Consider the following 15535-nt stretch of genomic DNA (forward strand, 5'->3'; position numbering starts at 1 on the left):
CCCCTTTGTCACTGTGACAGCGTCACCTTCGCGGAAGACACAGTTGCCTCGATATGATCGACCAGCGCATCGGCAAGACCGAGACGGCCCGCCAGCAGATCGAGATAGCCGCGCTCGGCACGGGAATCCGGCTCGATCGTCAGGCGCGAGGCGGTATAGAGTTCCACCTTCTGCTCCTCGGTCCGGGCAGCGCCAACAAGCGCGTCGAGATCGGTTGGCGAGGCCAATTCCTTCTCAATGAAAGCGGCAGCTTCGCCGCTGACATCAGCGGCCTTCATCTTGCCCATGATCAGCGCACGTTCGCCATCGTCGATGTGGCCGTCGGCCTTGGCAGCGGCGATCATGGCACGGATCAGCACCAGCACGAACTCATTGCTGGCAGCAGGCGACTGCGGGCCAAAACCGGAATCGACAGGCGGAGCAAGAACAAGCGGCGTCGATGGTTGCTGTGAGGGCGCCGCAGGAGCGGCAGGCGTCTGCCCGGCCTGATAATTCTTGTAGGCCTGATAGCCGAGGCCGGCAATCGCGGCCAGACCGCCGATCGTCAGCGCATTGCCGGCAATGCTGCGGCCGGTCTTCGTGCCGAGAAGGGCTGTCGCCAGCGCTCCGGCCTTCCACGGATTGTCCTTGGCGAGCTGCACCGCACCGCCCGCGCGATCGCGAACACTGCCGCCAACACCCGGGATTTGCGATCCCAAAAACTGATCAAGAAGCTTCTTTGCGTCGAACATTCCCCGTCGTCTCCCTGTTTTAAGGCTGGGATGAAGATAGGAAGTGCAACTGTAAATACAAATGCAGGCGCAAGGCGCCTGCATCAATAGCGATCACTTAAATGTCAGGCCTGCAGCGCTGCAGCTTCGGCTGCAAGCTTGGTGATACCTGCCCAGTCGCCCGCGACAACCAGCTCCTTCGGCGCAACCCAGGAGCCGCCGACGCAGACAACGTTCGGCAGCGACAGGTAATCATTGGCGTTCTTCAGCGAAATGCCGCCGGTCGGGCAGAACAGCATGCCGGCGAGCGGCGAGGACAGAGCCTTGAGATAGGCAGCGCCGCCGGCCTGCTCGGCCGGGAAGAACTTGAGGACCTGATAGCCTTCTTCACGAAGCGCCATCACTTCGCTCACCGTTGCTGCGCCTGGCAGCAGCGGAACGGGAGACTGGGCGGCGGCATCGAGCAGTTCCTGCGTCGCGCCGGGGCTGACGATGAACTTCGAGCCGGCGGCAACGGCAGCTTCCCAATGGGCGGCATTAAGGATGGTGCCGGCACCAACTTCAGCGCCTTCCACTTCGTCGGCAACGGCGCGCACGGCTTCGAGCGCAACCGGGGTTCTCATTGTGATCTCGATGGCCTTCAGACCGCCGGCGACAAGCGCCCGCGCCAGAGAAACGCCGGACTTCACGTCGTCGATGATGAGCACCGGAACGACCGGCTGAAGCTTGAGGATGGAAAGGAGCTTCTGTGTCTTTTCGCCCATGGCCAAGATCCTTTGAAACGATTGAAATTCGGGCTCCGAGATACGCCCAAGGGTACACTTTGTCGAGACCAAACCGATCTTTGGCATAAATGGGTTTGAACCATTATTTTTTTGCGCTAGCTTAGCCCCTCGTCACGAAAGGTCACTGGCAATGGCGAAGGAAATCGAGCGGAAGTTTCTGGTACGCACCGATGGATGGCGCGCCAAGGCCGTATCGAAGGCAATTCTCAAGCAGGCTTACGTCGCCTCGATGGACGACCGTTCCGTCCGGGTGCGCATCCTCGATGACAGCAGCGCCCGGCTGACGATGAAGATCGGCCGCAGCACCCTGACGCGCGACGAATTCGAATATGATATCCCCGTCCCCGATGCCGAGGAACTGATGGAAAACGCCATCGGTATCGTCATCGAGAAGACCCGCTACCGCGTGCCCCACGAAGGCTTCATCTGGGAAGTCGATGTCTTTGGCGGCCCCCATCGCGGCCTCGTGATTGCAGAAGTCGAACTGAAGGCGGAAACCGACAGCCCCTCTCTGCCCTCATGGCTCGGCCGCGAGGTCACCGGCGATTTCCACTACTCGAACCAGGCGCTGGCGACCGAATACCAGTACGACCGCCATGCCCTTCCGCATTCGGCCTGACGCGGATTTTACCGATAGCTTCAAGGATGCTGCGACCGGCGAACTGCTGGAAGCGATCCGCATGCTCGAACAGCGTCCGGATGGCACACACGAGGCGATCCACGCCTTCCGAAAGAACCTGAAAAAGGTGCGCTCGCTCTACCGGCTGGTGGCCGGGGAGATGGGCGCAATCCGGAAACGCGAGAATATCCGGCTAAGGGATGCCGCCAGGGCGCTCTCCACCATTCGCGATGCCGAAGCGCTGATCGAAACCGTCCGCTATCTGCAATCTCATGCGCGCGATGACGACGAGCGCGCCTCACTCGAGCGGATAGCTATCATCTTAGAAACCCGACGGAACTGGATGACCGAGGCCGAGGCGGGCATCGAGCCGAAGCTTCTGGAAACCAGCGGCATTCTGAAAGAGGCGATCGCAGCGCTGGACGGTCTCTCTTTTCCGGGCAAACGCGACAAGACTGCGAAACTGATTGCCAAGGGATGGGAGCGGACGGCAGCGAAAGCGCTAGCCGCGCTTGACGCCTGCCATGGCGAGGCCTCCGACAGCGCCTTCCATGAACTGCGCAAGCGAACGCAGGATTACCGCGCCAATCATAAACTCCTGACCGTCCTCTGGCCTACTGCGATGAAAGCCAAGCGCGATGCGGCGAAGGCGCTGGTGGATCGTCTGGGACACGTCCACGATCTGTCCGTGCTCAGCGATCTCGTAGAGGCCGAGCCGCAGCTCTTCACCCGCAATGACGATCTTGCGCGCCTGCTCGATGCGATCATCCACCGCCAGCAGGACGACCGCCGCGAGGCGTTGGTCATGGCAGAGACCATCTTTGCCGACGATCCTGGTGAAGAGGCACGGCGCATCCCGCTCCTCTGGAACGCAGCGGCAAAGTGACTTGAGCGCCCGCGCCAACAGGCAATTGCACTGACGGGCCGAAAGCTGTATTTCCACCGCCCATGACCGACAGCATCAATAGCTCAAGCTCGTTCCTCGTGGCGGCGCTCTATCATTTCGTTTCCGTGCCGCGCTTCGAAAGCCTGCGTGAGCCGCTGCAGACGCTCTGTGAGGCAAACGGCGTGAAGGGAACGCTGCTGCTTGCCCATGAGGGCATCAACGGCACGATCGGCGGACCGGATGAAGGCGTCAGGACGGTACTGGCCTATCTGCGCGCCCAGCCGGAATTCGCGACACTGGAGCACAAGGAAAGCCGCGCATCAAAAATGCCGTTCCTGCGCATGAAGGTGAAGCTGAAGAAAGAGATCGTCACCATGGGCGTCGAGAACATCGACCCCAACAAGGTGGTTGGTACCTATGTCGCGGCAAAAGACTGGAACGAATTGATCTCCGATCCCGACACCATCGTGATCGACACCCGCAACGACTACGAGACGGCCATCGGCGTCTTCCGCGGCGCCGTCGATCCGCAGACCAAGACCTTCCGCGAGTTTCCGGATTGGGTGCGCAACAATCCCGGCCTGCACAACAAGCCGAAGATCGCCATGTACTGCACCGGCGGCATCCGCTGCGAAAAGGCGACGGCCTTCATGAAGGAACATGGCTTCGACGAGGTTTATCACCTCAAGGGCGGCATCCTGAAATACCTTGAGGAAGTGCCGCAGGAGGAAAGCCTCTGGGAAGGCGCCTGCTTCGTCTTCGACGAACGCGTGTCCGTGGAGCACGGTTTGAAGGAAGGCGAGCACAAGCTCTGCCACGCTTGCCGCAACCCGATCACCGCGGAAGAGATCACCTCACCACACTATGAGGAAGGCGTTTCCTGCAGCCATTGCTACGGCACGCGCAGTGAAGAAGATCGCCTGCGCTACCGTCAGCGCCAGCATCAGATCGCGCTTGCCCGGAAGCGCGGCCAGAAGCATATCGGAACCTAGGCTGCACTCGTCCGGCGCGGAGGCCGGCGCTGCTCGCGCCGCGCCTCCAGCATTTCGGTGATCTTGTCGGCCGTCACCGGCCGGCTAAAGTGATAGCCTTGCAGGCTGTCGCAACCGAAGAGACGGACGGCGACCGCCTGGGCTTCCGTCTCGATGCCCTCGGCCGTCACCGGAATATTGAGCGATCGTGCAAGGGCGACAGTTGCCTGCAGCATCTCGCGCTGGCTCTCGCTCTCGGTAACGCCATCGACCAGCGAACGGTCGATCTTGATGCGGTCAAAGCCGAACTGGCGCAGGTAACCGATCGACGAGAAACCAGAGCCGAAATCGTCGAGCGCAATCTTCACGCCGAGCGTCTTCAGCCGTTCGATCGACTGGCGCGTGCGCTGCGGATTCTGGATCATGTAGCCTTCGGTGATCTCGAGTGTCACCCGGCGCGCTTCGATTTCCGTTTGCTTCAGAACGTAGCGCACATAATCGGTAAATGCCGGATTGCGGAACTGGCCGGGTGAGACGTTGACCGAGATCCGCAGATCCGGCCACTGCTTGGCGGTCTCGCATGCCTTGCGCAAGACGAACAGGCCGAGCGCTTCGATCAGGCCGCTGGTCTCGGCAACCGGAATGAAGACATCGGGCGAAATAGGACCGAAGCCTGGACGGTTCCAGCGCACCAGCGCTTCCACGCCATTCATCTCATAGGTCTCCGCATCGATCAGCGGCTGATAGGCAAGCGTCAGATCGCCGCTCTCGATCGCAGCGCGCAGATCGATCTCCAGCGCGTTGCGCTCTTCGCGGTCTGCATCCATCTCCGGATCATAAAGCATCATCCGGGCACGGCCGGCTTCCTTGGCCTTGTACATCGCGAGGTCGGCGCGGCGCACCAGCTCTTCGCGGTCAGCAACGCCTTCGGGCGACATCGCGATGCCGATGCTGGCGCCGATGACGACGACACGGCGGCCGATTTCCAGCGGCTCGGCGAGGAAGTCGAGAATCTGTTCCGAGAGCTGCAGAGCTTCGGCATTGCCGCCTTCGGAATGGAAGGCAATGGCAAACTCGTCGCCACCGATACGGGCGAGAACGGCATGCGACGGGATCAGAACCTTCAACCCGGCCGCAACGGCACGGATCAGCTGATCGCCAGTGCCATGGCCGTAGCTGTCGTTGACTTCCTTGAAGCCATCGAGATCGAGGTAGAGAATGAGAATGTTCTTCTTGTTTTGCTGGGCTTCCTCGACCATCGCGTCGATGGCGATCCCCAGCCCCTCGCGGTTCCAGAGACCACTCAGCCGGTCGCGAAGCGCCTCCTCGCGGGCGGTGATTTCTTCCGCCTTGAGACGCCGTCCGGCCATCCAGCCGATCACCAGAAGTACGGCGAAGAACAAGCCCACCAAGCCCAAGGCTTTCACCACGGTCGGCCGCACCTGATCATAGCCGATGTCTCCCGGCGACCGCGACGTCCAGACGAGCTTGCCGAGCGTGATACCCGCAGCATCATCGATCCTGACGGAATATTTTGCGGCGTAGTCCGCGGGCACAAGCTTCATGCCATGGATCACATAGGTGTCGCCAAGACCGGTCACCTTGGCATCATCGAGATGCCGCGCGAAAATCAGGTAGCGGCGGCTGCCCGCTGGCTTGTCCAACGCGCCCGATTTATCGCGTACCAGCGCGATGCCCGCAGCGGCGATGCCCGACTTCGTCCCGACAAAACCGACAGCCTCCGGATCAGTTAGATCTGCCGCTCGAACCTTGTCGAACAGGGTCCAGAGCGATGGTGCGAAGAAGTCGTCGAGACGGCCCTCCATCGCCTTGCCATCACGAAAGGCCATCAGCGGTTTCTTGTTGTCATCAATGACGATGGCCATGTCGAACAGCGAACTGTTGACGGACATCTCGCCGTAATTGCTGATCGTCCACGCCATGCCGCCATCAGCATAGACATTGGCGGCGGCGTCGTCCCATGCGGCATAGTCGTTGAGGGTCGCGCCGAGCTGCTCTTCGAAGGTCTTCAGCGCTCCAGCGGTGGTCTCCCGCGAGCGCTCGTCGTCGAGCACGTTGGCATTGTCTGCGACGCGCGAAATTGCGGTCAGGATCATCACAGTGACGATCGCGACGATGACGGCGAAGGTCAGCAACACGCCCGTGACGGTCGTGTGCCGGCCTATCCCCAAGGCCTGATTTTTTTGCCCGAATAACTTAGGCATTTATTGCTCCCCGATGGCAGGGACTGTGCCAGTCAAGAGCTCAAGAAACTGTTAAAAATCACGGCAAAACGATTAATCAGCGGGTGTTTTACAGATAAATTTCGCTATCTATGCAAAAACCGCCCCCGGAGCATCGGAAGCGGCTGACTTTGCTGCATATTTTGCGGCCGCACCATGCTGCTTATTCAGCGCCGTGACACGGAAAAATCGGAACAGAAACCGATTTCCGGTCCCGATTCGGGTTGCCAAAATCACCCCCGAAACCCAGGGGTGATTTTCCGCAATTTTTGCTGAACTCCAGAGTAGAGGCGAAGCTCCGGTCAGGCAGTCTTGTGGTTGCCCTTGGGGAACTGGGCAGCGAGCTCGCGATACCACTTGCCGCTCTTCTTAACGGTGCGGACCTGGGTGTTGTAATCGACATGAACGAGGCCGAAGCGCATCTTGTAGCCTTCCGCCCATTCGAAATTGTCCATCAGGCTCCAGGCAAAATATCCGCGCATCGGATAACCGTCCTTGATCAGGTTGGCGACGACATCGAGGTGGTCGCTGACATAGTCGAGGCGCATCGTGTCATCGACTTCGCCATTGACGACATCGGTATTGTCGCAGGCACCGTTCTCGGTGATGTAGCATTCCGGCAGGTCGTAGCGGCGGTAGAGATCCTCGACCAGATGCTTGAGACCAGGCGCGTAGACTTCCCAGCCGATATCGGTCTTGATGTCACTCGCCGGTGCCGCCTCGACAGTCCAGGGGAAATCGCCCTTCTTCGAGGCATCGTCGTGGACGCGGTCCGGCTTGTAGTAGTTGAGGCCCCACCAATCGAGCTTCTGGTTGATAATCTTCAAGTCACCGTCTTCGATGACGGGCATACGATCGCCGAGCGCCTCGACGAATTGCTTCGGATATTCGCCCTTGAAAACCGGATCGAAGAAGGCGCCGTTGTGGAACTGATGCGCGCGCTCCGCGGCAGCGAGATCGGCCGGGCTGTCGGAACCCGGAATGATCGACGAGGCGTTGAGCACCAGACCGACAGGAACATTCGGCGCCTCGGAGCGGATCGCTTCGACACCGAGACCATGGGCGAGGTTCATGTAATGCATCGCATGCAGCGCTGCCTGCATGTTGCGCTCGCCCGGAGCATGGATGCCATAGAGGTGGCTCAGCCAAACGATGCACCACGGCTCGTTGAAGGTTGCGACCGTATCGAGGCGGTCGCCGAGGCGGGCCATAACCGTCTTGGCATAGCGCTGGAATGCATGGGCGGTCGAGCGCGCCGTCCAGCCGCCGTCGCCGGCGAGCAGCAGCGGCAGATCCCAATGGTAAAGCGTCGCGAAGGTCTTGATGTCGCGCGCCTTGCAGCCGTCGACGAGGCGGTCGTAAAAATCGAGACCAGCCTCGTTCACCGGGCCGGTACCGTCAGGGATGATGCGCGGCCAGGCGATCGAGAAGCGGTATGCCGAAACGCCCATCTCCTTGATCAGGTCGAGGTCTTCGTCGAGGCGGTTATAGTGATCGCAGGCGACATCGCCATTGTCCCGGTTATAGACGCGGCCCGGCATGTTGCAGAATGCATCCCAGATCGACGGCTTGCGGCCATCGGCCTTGGAGGCACCTTCGATCTGGAAGGCGGCTGTCGCCACGCCGAAGGTGAAATCACCCGGGAAGCGGGCTGCGAGAAGCTTCGGATCGATCATGATGTTTTCCGTCTTTAGTGCTGTTCAGGTCGGCCGGCGCGGCCATCGTTGGCGGCGGTTTAGCCAAGCCGGAATGTCTTGTACAGGCCTCGAATGTCAAAACTGTAACGTTGCAGATAGATTGCGGCTTCAGGACCGGCTTCCCGCTACGCTTCGTCCGGCCATTAGAGCATGGTTGCGCCCGACGGCATCAGAACCCGTCTCGTGATCCCGATATTGTCCAGAAACACTTCGTCATGGCTGACGACCAGAAGCGCGCCGTCATAGGCAGCAAGCCCCGCTTCGACAGCAGCGATCGAGTCGATGTCCAGATGGTTGGTCGGCTCGTCCAGGATGAGCAGCGGCGGCGGCTTCGGTCCGCCGAGCACGCAAGCGAGCCCGGCCCGCAACAGCTGCCCGCCGCTCAGCGTCGAGACCTGCTGCAGGGCAGCGTCGGCGCGGAACATGAACCGTGCCAGCGCCGCACGGCAGGCATTCTCATCCGCGCCCGGATTAAGGGCACGGAAATTCTCACGGACATTGAGTCCGGGATCGAGCAGGCTGACGCTCTGATCGAAGAACGCATGCCCGGCAGGAACCGAAACCGTACCGCCCCACGGGTCGAGCACACCGGTGATCAGCGCCAGAAGCGTCGTCTTGCCGGAGCCGTTCGGACCAGAGACCGCCACGCGCTCCGGCCCGGTGAGCATAAGCGACAGATTGCGGATGACAGACCGCCCCGGCTCATATCCGGCCGTGACGCCTTCGAGCCGCAGCACCACACGCGACGGCGGCAAGCCGGTCGGCTCCAGCCTGACGGCAAAAGGCTGCAGGACTTCGATCTTGCCGCGCGCCACCGAAGCCTCAGCAAGTGCGTGCTCCCGCCGCTTCTCGCCGAGCCGCACCCGCTCGCCGCGGGTATTCTCGGCCTTGCGTTTCAGCCCACCGGCGACAATCCGGGGCATGTCACCACGCGCCGCCTTGATCCGCCCGCCGCGATCACTTCGCGCCTGCCGCTCGGCCGCAAGCTGGGCGCTGCGATTGACCTCGTCGATCCGCTTCTCGGCGTCGGCGAGATCATGTTCGGCAGCGGCAAGCTCGATCGCCTTGCGCTCCTGAAAAGCGCTCCAGCCGCCGCCATAGCGCCTAGCACCCAGCGCCGTCAGTTCGACGATCGCATCCATCGTCTCCAGCAGCTCGCGGTCATGGCTGACAACAAGCGCGCCGCCGCGCCAATCGCGCAGCAACGCGATCACCGCCTCCCGGCCCTCGCGGTCCAGATTGTTTGTCGGCTCATCGAGAATGAGAAAATCCGGCTCGGCAAAGATCAGCGCCGCCAAACCCGCTCGGGTGCGTTGACCGCCGGAAAGCGACGAAAGCACTGTTTCTGGCAGAGCATCGAGGCCGACGCGTTCGAGGGCCGAAGCCACGCGGGACTCGAGCGTCCAGTCGGCATCGGCAAGCTCCTCGCCACTAGCATCGCCAAGCTCGGCCCTCACCAGGATGGCGAGCGCATCACGCACGTCGAAGAGATCGGCGATTGTCGCCCCGGCTTCGACCTGAACCGACTGGCGGAGAACGCCGAAGCGTCCGTCAAAGACGATGCTGCCGGACAGCGGCTGCAGCTCACCGGTCGCCAGCTTCAGCAGCGTCGTCTTGCCGACGCCGTTGCGGCCGACAAGCCCCGCGCGCTCGGCACCGAAGCTCAGATCGAGATCAGAAAGAAGCGGCCGCCCGTCAGGCGTCGACCACGAAAGATTGGAAAGAGTGATGGAGGCAGGCATGGATAGAGAACTCCCGGATGGCAAGGCGAGACGGCATTGCGATCTGGGTGAAATCCATGGTGGCACACATCCTGTTGGTATTGCGAGATGACGGCAATCTAGGCAGGCAAGGCGGTCAAATCAAGGCGCATGCGGATGGCGCGCTCGCAGCGTGATAACGCTGATGTCAGAAGTCGTGACTTGAGATCGCCGGTGTGCCGGGTGAGAGCGGAGTGGGAGATAACAACGAAAGGAACCCGATGCTCGCTTCCATCCACCTGCTGCAGCCGCATCTTCTCAGCCTGCTGCGCATCGTCTCGTCGCTCGTGCTTTTCAGCTACGGGACTCAGAAGATTCTGCATTTCCCTGCCTCGGCAAGCGTGCCGCCGGTTGGCTCCATGTCATGGATTGCCGGCATGCTGGAACTGGTACTCGGTTTCCTGGTGCTCGTCGGCTTCAAGACGCGGGCCGCCGCCTTCGTTCTCTCGGGCCTGATGGCCTTCGCCTATTTCATCGCCCATGCGCCGAAAAGCTTCTATCCGGCGCAAAACGGCGGCGTCGCCGCGATCCTGTTCTGCTTCGTCATGCTGTATTTCGTCGCCGCGGGCGCCGGCTCGTTCAGCATCGATGCGCTCTTAAAGCGCAAGCAGGCCGCTGTTGCAGCCTGAAGCAGATCGCAAGGCTGAAGCGGCTTTCCGCTTCAGCCTGATAGGGCTTACGGCTTGTCGGCCTGACCCTTGAGCTTGACGGCCATCGTAACGGTGCCACGCACCGTGATGAAACTGCCATTGCCGCGATTAAGATCGGCATTGTTGCTAAGATTGGTGATCTGGCAGCTCTCGCCCACCGTCTCCAGAACCAGCGAGCACTGCCGCCCGGCCATAGCATAGAAGGTCTTCTGCGCCAGTTCGATCTGTTCGGAAGGGTTCTGCGTCGCGTCAGCCGGAACCGACATCGACATCGTCGATTGAACATTGACGGTTCCGGGCACACGCTGCCCGCCAGGAATGAGCTGTTGCGCCGATGCCGGAACGGCTGCCAGCGCCAGAATGCACGTCATGATGCGGAAAGAGAATGTCATCGGGCCTCCCCATATGGTTGCGGCCTTCTTCTTTCACAATCCCCTTAAACGCGAATGAGCGCATTCCCTAAGATTGAAGGGAATGCGCTCATTTGAAACGAACCGACCTTAGATCAGACCTTGACCCAGCCGCCGTTCTTCTTGGAAGACGCAACGCAGGCTTCGACGAAGGCCACGCCCTTCACGCCGTCATCGACCGTTGGGTAGACCACGGCCTTGTCGACCGCCTTGCCCTTCTTGGCAGCGTTGATGGCATGGGCCGCTTCCGTGTAGATCGTCGCGAAGGCTTCGAGATAGCCTTCGGGGTGACCGGATGGAACGCGCGAGACGCGGGCAGCCGCAGCACCCGAACCGGCACCATTGCGGGTGATCAGCCGCTTTGGCTCGCCGAACGGCGTGAACCACAGATAGTTCGGATCGGCCTGGACCCACTCGATACCACCCTTGGTGCCATAGACGCGAACCTTCAGACCGTTCTCATGGCCCGGCGCCACCTGGCTGCACCAGAGCATGCCCTTGGCCGGCTTTTCCTTGCCCTTGGCCTTGTAGCGCAGCATCACATGCGCGTTGTCGTCGAGGCGGCGTCCCTCGACGAAGCTGTCGAGATCGGCGGCAAGGCTGTCGAGCTCCAGGCCGGAGACGAAGCAGCCGAGATTATATGCATGCGTACCGATATCGCCGGTCGAACCGCCAGCACCCGATTGGGCCGGATCGGTGCGCCAGACCGCCTGCTTGGCCCCCTGCTGCTCGACTGCTTCCGTCAGCCAGTCCTGCGGATACTCCGCCTGCACCAGGCGGATATCGCCGAGTTCGCCATTGGCGATCATCTCACGCGCCTGACGGACCATCGGATAGCCGGTGTAATTATGCGTCAGGATGAAGAGCGCACCGCTCTCGTCGGCGATCTTCTTCAGTTTCTTGGCATCGGCGAGGTTCGACGTCAGCGGCTTGTCGCAGATGACGTGGATGCCACGGCGAAGAAACTCCTTGGCGGCATCGTAATGCACATGGTTCGGCGTCACGATCGACACCGCTTCGATGCCGTTCTTCAGCTTCGCTTCGCGGATCGCCATCTCGCGATAGCTGGAATAGGTGCGCGACGGATCGAGACCGAGATCGCGGCCGGAGGCCTGCGCCTTTTCCGGCGTCGAGGACAGCGCCCCGGCGATCAGTTCATATTGGTCGTCCAGACGGGCCGCCATGCGGTGCACGGCGCCGATGAATGCGCCAGCCCCGCCGCCGACCATGCCGAGGCGAATGCGCGGTTCGCGCGTCTGTTCGTTTGATGCTTCGATTGCCATTGTGTCCTCCTCGAAATCAAATCTCGCGAAAGTCCCCTCTGCCCTGCCGGGCATCTCCCCCACAAGGGGGGAGAAAACTCGCCGCGCTGCCCCGCACCAATAATAGGTCGTAGCAACGCCGCGAGAAGCCCCTCCCCTTTGTGGGGAGGGGTTGGGGAGGGGTATTTTCGTTAAATCCCCAGCATCCGCCGGTTGGCTGCCTGATCGGTGCCGCCCGCGGCGAAGTCGTCGAACGCCTTCTCGGTGACGCGGATGATATGTGCCTTGACGAATTCGGCGCCTTCACGGGCACCGTCTTCCGGATGCTTGAGCGCGCATTCCCATTCGACCACGGCCCAGCCGTCGAAATTGTTGGCGGTCATCTTCGAGAAGACGGCGCCGAAATCGACCTGGCCATCACCCAGCGAACGGAAGCGGCCCGCACGCTCGACCCAGCCCTGATAGCCGCCATAGACGCCCTGCCGCCCGGTCGGGTTGAACTCGGCATCCTTGACGTGGAACATCTTGATCCGGTCTTTGTAGATGTCGATGTTCTCAAGATAGTCCAGGCACTGCAGGACGTAGTGCGACGGGTCATAGAGCATGTTGGCGCGTGGATGGTTCTTCACGCGCTCCAGGAACATCTCGAAGGTGACGCCATCATGCAGGTCTTCGCCCGGATGGATTTCGTAGCAGACATCGACGCCGCAGGAATCGGCGTGATCGAGGATCGGCGCCCATCGCTTGGCGAGCTCGTCGAAAGCGGTTTCGACCAGACCGGCCGGGCGCTGCGGCCACGGATAGATGAACGGCCAAGCCAGCGCGCCAGAGAAGGTCGCATGCGCCTTGATCCCGAGATGCTTCGACGCCGTCAGCGCCATCTTCACCTGCTCGACAGCCCATGCCTGACGCGCCTTCGGATTGCCGCGCACTTCAGGCGCCGCAAAGCCATCGAAAGCTTCGTCATAGGCCGGGTGAACAGCAACGAGCTGGCCCTGCAGATGCGTCGAAAGCTCGGTGATCTCGACGCCGTTCTGGCGCGCCACACCGGCAAACTCGTCGCAGTAATCCTTGGAGGATGCGGCCTTCTTGAGGTCGATGAGCTGGCTTGCCCAGGTCGGAACCTGCACGCCCTTATAGCCGGTATCGGCCGCCCATTTGGTGATCGCATCCCATGAGTTGAAAGGCGCTGTATCGCCTGCGAACTGGCCGAGGAACAGACCCGGCCCCTTGATCGTCTTCATGTCAGAAATCCTCCCTGATTAGCGACCGTAAACGTTTATGATAATCTGTCCCACGCATTTTGGCGGGAGCAAGGCGCCTCCACGCACTTGCGGCAAATGTGGCTGGATAGCCGGAAGTCAAATGGTGAGCGAACTAAACACGCCTCACCGGCAGCTGCAAGAGGTACGTGCCGCAAATTTGTCCGCATGCGAAATCGGGACATGAAAAATGCGCCCATCCTTGCGAATGGGCGCATCTGAAGGCGAATGATCAGAACGGAGAATCCGGGAAGTAGAAGTCCTTGGCGTTGTCCTTGGTGACGAGCGTCGCATCAAGAACGAAGGTGCCGCGAACCGGAACCTGATCGTAGAGACCAGCAGCCGTCAGTTCCATGGCCGTACCGACCATTGCCGGCGGATAGAGAACGTCGACCGGGATCATCTTGTCGCCGTCCATGACCTTCTTGATCATGTCCTTGGAGCCTGCACCGGCGACGACATACTTGATGTCGGTGCGCTTGGCCTGCTCGATGGCCTGGAGTACGCCGACAGCCATGTCGTCGTCCTGGCACCATACAACGTCGATCTTCTGGTACTTGGTCAGGTAGTCCTGCATGACCTTGAAGGCATCGTCGCGGTTCCAGTTGCCGTACTGGCGGTCGAGAACCTTGACGTTGGAGCCTGCAATGCCCTTGTCAAAGCCGTCCTGGCGCTGCTGATCGATCGGGATCGGCAGACCGCGGATAACGACAACCTGTGCGTCCGGCGTCTGAGCGGCAATGTACTTGCCGGCGACTTCGCCGAGCGCCGGGTTGTTACCGGCAACATAGAGGTCGCGGACGGAATCGTCGTTGGTCGAAGGAGCACGGTCGACGAGAGCGACATACTTGCCCTTGCCCTTGACTTCCTTGATGGCGTTGACCAGCGGATCCGGATCCGACGGCAGGATGACGAGGGCATCGATGCCCTGCGTATCAAGGTCCTGCACGGCGTTTGCCTGGCTGGCAGCGTCCGGCGAGGTCTTGACGATGACGTTCAGGCCAGGATGCTCTTCCATCAGCTTCTTGGCGACGCGTTCGGCATGGAACACCACACCAGAGGTCCAGCCGTGGTCGGCGGCCGGAATGGACACGCCGATGGTGAACTTCTTGTCCTGTGCGTATGCGGAACCCGCCACTGCGACGGCCGCAACCGCAAGACCCAACATGAGTTTGCGCATGCTATTCTCCTCCCAACATAACTTCAGGGACTTCCTACCCGTAAACCGGACGCCCTGTGAGCCCGGCCAATTGATGTGGCGGTCCGTTATCCCTTCCGGACCAGCGAGCGCTGCACCAGCATGGCGATAATGATGATCGCACCCTGGATCGCACCGATGAGATATTCGCTGATGAAATTCGACAGCAGCATGATGTTGCCGACGAGCTCGAGAATGAAGGCGCCGCAAATCGTCCCCCAGACGCGCCCTGCTCCACCCTTCAGCGCCGTACCGCCGACGACGACAGCCGTGATTGCCTGCAGCTCCCAGAGGATGCCAGTGGTGGCAGAGGTCGAACCGAGACGCGGCACGTAAAGAAGAACCGCGATCGCCACGCAAAGCCCCTGGATGACGAAGGCAATGGTGCGCACCTTGTTGACCGCGATACCCGAGTAGCGAGCGACATCGCTGTTCGAACCGACGGCGACGACATGGCGGCCATAGCGCGTGCGGTAAAGAATGAAGGCGGCAACGGCGGTGACCGCCAGAATGACGACGATCGGAACCGGCACGCCGAGGAAGCTGCCGAAATAGACCGGACGGTAGAGCGTCTGGATTTCAGGCGAGCGCAGCGTGATGGCGCCGCCCTGCGACAGCCACGTCGTCAGGCCGCGATAGATGCCCATCGTGCCGAGCGTCGCAATGAACGGCTCGATCTTGCCCATGGTGGTGATCAGGCCGTTTGCCAGACCGCAGAGCGCCCCTGCAACGACAGCGAACACGACGGCGACGACAAGCATCATGGTCGGATCGGCAATGACGCCCGAGTTGAGCAAAAGGATCATCAGGCTGGCGACGAAGGCCACCATCGAGCCGACAGACAGATCGAGGTCACCAGCGGAAATGACGAAGGTGGCACCGACAGCGATGATGGCGATGAACGCACAGCGCGTCGCGACATTGGCGAGATTGGTGATGCCGATGAAATTCGGATTGACCAGGGCGCCGACGATCAAAAGCAGGAACAGCGCGGCGAACGGTGCCACGGCGCGCAGATCGACGTCCCGCCAGGAGCGGCGCCGGATCTCTCTGGTCTCCTCGTTGATGCTCATTGTCAAAAC

Annotated in this window: 14 protein-coding genes; 4 read left to right on the forward strand and 10 right to left on the reverse strand. The window is 61.1% G+C overall.

Annotated features, from left to right (window positions below):
- Positions 1-8 precede the first annotated feature (8 nt).
- Positions 9-731: a tellurite resistance TerB family protein gene (locus tag AC1DNK_RS10030; RefSeq protein WP_477940756.1), complete on the reverse strand. Its 723-nt coding sequence runs from the start codon at positions 729-731 to the stop codon at positions 9-11.
- Between the two features lie 104 nt (positions 732-835).
- Positions 836-1474, reverse strand: a complete 639-nt coding sequence (locus AC1DNK_RS10035) for a 2-dehydro-3-deoxy-phosphogluconate aldolase (protein WP_477940758.1) — start codon at positions 1472-1474, stop codon at positions 836-838.
- Positions 1475-1625: 151 nt separating this feature from the next.
- Between AC1DNK_RS10035 and AC1DNK_RS10040 the strand changes: the two genes are divergently transcribed.
- The 3 genes from AC1DNK_RS10040 to trhO all read left to right on the forward strand — a co-directional run bounded on the left by AC1DNK_RS10040 (position 1626) and on the right by trhO (position 3992).
- Positions 1626-2114 carry a CYTH domain-containing protein gene (locus AC1DNK_RS10040; protein WP_112385607.1) on the forward strand — a complete coding sequence of 163 codons (489 nt, stop codon included), beginning with the start codon at positions 1626-1628 and terminating at the stop codon, positions 2112-2114.
- On the forward strand, positions 2092-3000 hold the full coding sequence (locus tag AC1DNK_RS10045) for a CHAD domain-containing protein (RefSeq protein WP_477940760.1): 909 nt from the start codon (positions 2092-2094) through the stop codon (positions 2998-3000). Before AC1DNK_RS10040 ends, AC1DNK_RS10045 begins: the two co-directional genes overlap by 23 nt.
- Before the next feature lie 62 nt (positions 3001-3062).
- A complete protein-coding gene (gene trhO / locus AC1DNK_RS10050; RefSeq protein ID WP_477940762.1) occupies positions 3063-3992 on the forward strand; it encodes an oxygen-dependent tRNA uridine(34) hydroxylase TrhO in 930 nt (309 codons plus the stop codon).
- On the opposite strand, the gene AC1DNK_RS10055 is transcribed toward trhO, so the two are convergent.
- From AC1DNK_RS10055 to AC1DNK_RS10065, 3 genes are all read right to left on the reverse strand, one after another.
- On the reverse strand, positions 3989-6196 hold the full coding sequence (locus AC1DNK_RS10055) for a bifunctional diguanylate cyclase/phosphodiesterase (RefSeq protein WP_477940765.1): 2208 nt from the start codon (positions 6194-6196) through the stop codon (positions 3989-3991). The two genes, trhO and AC1DNK_RS10055, sit on opposite strands and share 4 nt — an antisense overlap.
- Before the next feature lie 320 nt (positions 6197-6516).
- Positions 6517-7890, reverse strand: coding sequence for a GH1 family beta-glucosidase (locus tag AC1DNK_RS10060; protein WP_477940767.1), 1374 nt, complete (start codon positions 7888-7890; stop codon positions 6517-6519).
- Positions 7891-8054: 164 nt separating this feature from the next.
- Positions 8055-9653 (reverse strand): ABC-F family ATP-binding cassette domain-containing protein, encoded by a 1599-nt coding sequence (locus tag AC1DNK_RS10065; protein ID WP_477940768.1) that lies wholly within the window; start codon positions 9651-9653, stop codon positions 8055-8057.
- A gap of 239 nt (positions 9654-9892) precedes the next feature.
- Between AC1DNK_RS10065 and AC1DNK_RS10070 the strand changes: the two genes are divergently transcribed.
- On the forward strand, positions 9893-10300 hold the full coding sequence (locus AC1DNK_RS10070) for a DoxX family protein (RefSeq protein ID WP_477940770.1): 408 nt from the start codon (positions 9893-9895) through the stop codon (positions 10298-10300).
- Between the two features lie 47 nt (positions 10301-10347).
- On the opposite strand, the gene AC1DNK_RS10075 is transcribed toward AC1DNK_RS10070, so the two are convergent.
- The 5 genes from AC1DNK_RS10075 to AC1DNK_RS10095 form a co-directional block, all read right to left on the reverse strand.
- On the reverse strand, positions 10348-10713 hold the full coding sequence (locus AC1DNK_RS10075) for a hypothetical protein (RefSeq protein ID WP_477940772.1): 366 nt from the start codon (positions 10711-10713) through the stop codon (positions 10348-10350).
- Positions 10714-10826: 113 nt separating this feature from the next.
- Positions 10827-12014 carry a Gfo/Idh/MocA family protein gene (locus AC1DNK_RS10080; RefSeq protein WP_477940774.1) on the reverse strand — a complete coding sequence of 396 codons (1188 nt, stop codon included), beginning with the start codon at positions 12012-12014 and terminating at the stop codon, positions 10827-10829.
- Positions 12015-12184: 170 nt separating this feature from the next.
- On the reverse strand, positions 12185-13237 hold the full coding sequence (locus tag AC1DNK_RS10085) for a sugar phosphate isomerase/epimerase family protein (protein ID WP_477940776.1): 1053 nt from the start codon (positions 13235-13237) through the stop codon (positions 12185-12187).
- 250 nt (positions 13238-13487) lie between these two features.
- Positions 13488-14435 (reverse strand): substrate-binding domain-containing protein, encoded by a 948-nt coding sequence (locus AC1DNK_RS10090; RefSeq protein WP_112385616.1) that lies wholly within the window; start codon positions 14433-14435, stop codon positions 13488-13490.
- Positions 14436-14521: 86 nt separating this feature from the next.
- Positions 14522-15526: an ABC transporter permease gene (locus AC1DNK_RS10095; protein ID WP_477940777.1), complete on the reverse strand. Its 1005-nt coding sequence runs from the start codon at positions 15524-15526 to the stop codon at positions 14522-14524.
- Positions 15527-15535 lie beyond the last annotated feature (9 nt).

This window comes from Rhizobium sp. 01N424, from assembly GCF_056399485.1.

Bases quoted from the DNA above. Each gene is read 5' to 3' on its own strand.
- AC1DNK_RS10030 (WP_477940756.1), bottom strand. From the start codon at position 731: ATGTTCGACGCAAAGAAGCTTCTTGATCAGTTTTTGGGATCGCAAATC.
- AC1DNK_RS10035 (WP_477940758.1), bottom strand. From the start codon at position 1,474: ATGGGCGAAAAGACACAGAAGCTCCTTTCCATCCTCAAGCTTCAGCCG.
- AC1DNK_RS10040 (WP_112385607.1), top strand. From the start codon at position 1,626: ATGGCGAAGGAAATCGAGCGGAAGTTTCTGGTACGCACCGATGGATGG.
- AC1DNK_RS10045 (WP_477940760.1), top strand. From the start codon at position 2,092: ATGCCCTTCCGCATTCGGCCTGACGCGGATTTTACCGATAGCTTCAAG.
- trhO (WP_477940762.1), top strand. From the start codon at position 3,063: ATGACCGACAGCATCAATAGCTCAAGCTCGTTCCTCGTGGCGGCGCTC.
- AC1DNK_RS10055 (WP_477940765.1), bottom strand. From the start codon at position 6,196: ATGCCTAAGTTATTCGGGCAAAAAAATCAGGCCTTGGGGATAGGCCGG.
- AC1DNK_RS10060 (WP_477940767.1), bottom strand. From the start codon at position 7,890: ATGATCGATCCGAAGCTTCTCGCAGCCCGCTTCCCGGGTGATTTCACC.
- AC1DNK_RS10065 (WP_477940768.1), bottom strand. From the start codon at position 9,653: ATGCCTGCCTCCATCACTCTTTCCAATCTTTCGTGGTCGACGCCTGAC.
- AC1DNK_RS10070 (WP_477940770.1), top strand. From the start codon at position 9,893: ATGCTCGCTTCCATCCACCTGCTGCAGCCGCATCTTCTCAGCCTGCTG.
- AC1DNK_RS10075 (WP_477940772.1), bottom strand. From the start codon at position 10,713: ATGACATTCTCTTTCCGCATCATGACGTGCATTCTGGCGCTGGCAGCC.
- AC1DNK_RS10080 (WP_477940774.1), bottom strand. From the start codon at position 12,014: ATGGCAATCGAAGCATCAAACGAACAGACGCGCGAACCGCGCATTCGC.
- AC1DNK_RS10085 (WP_477940776.1), bottom strand. From the start codon at position 13,237: ATGAAGACGATCAAGGGGCCGGGTCTGTTCCTCGGCCAGTTCGCAGGC.
- AC1DNK_RS10090 (WP_112385616.1), bottom strand. From the start codon at position 14,435: ATGCGCAAACTCATGTTGGGTCTTGCGGTTGCGGCCGTCGCAGTGGCG.
- AC1DNK_RS10095 (WP_477940777.1), bottom strand. From the start codon at position 15,526: ATGAGCATCAACGAGGAGACCAGAGAGATCCGGCGCCGCTCCTGGCGG.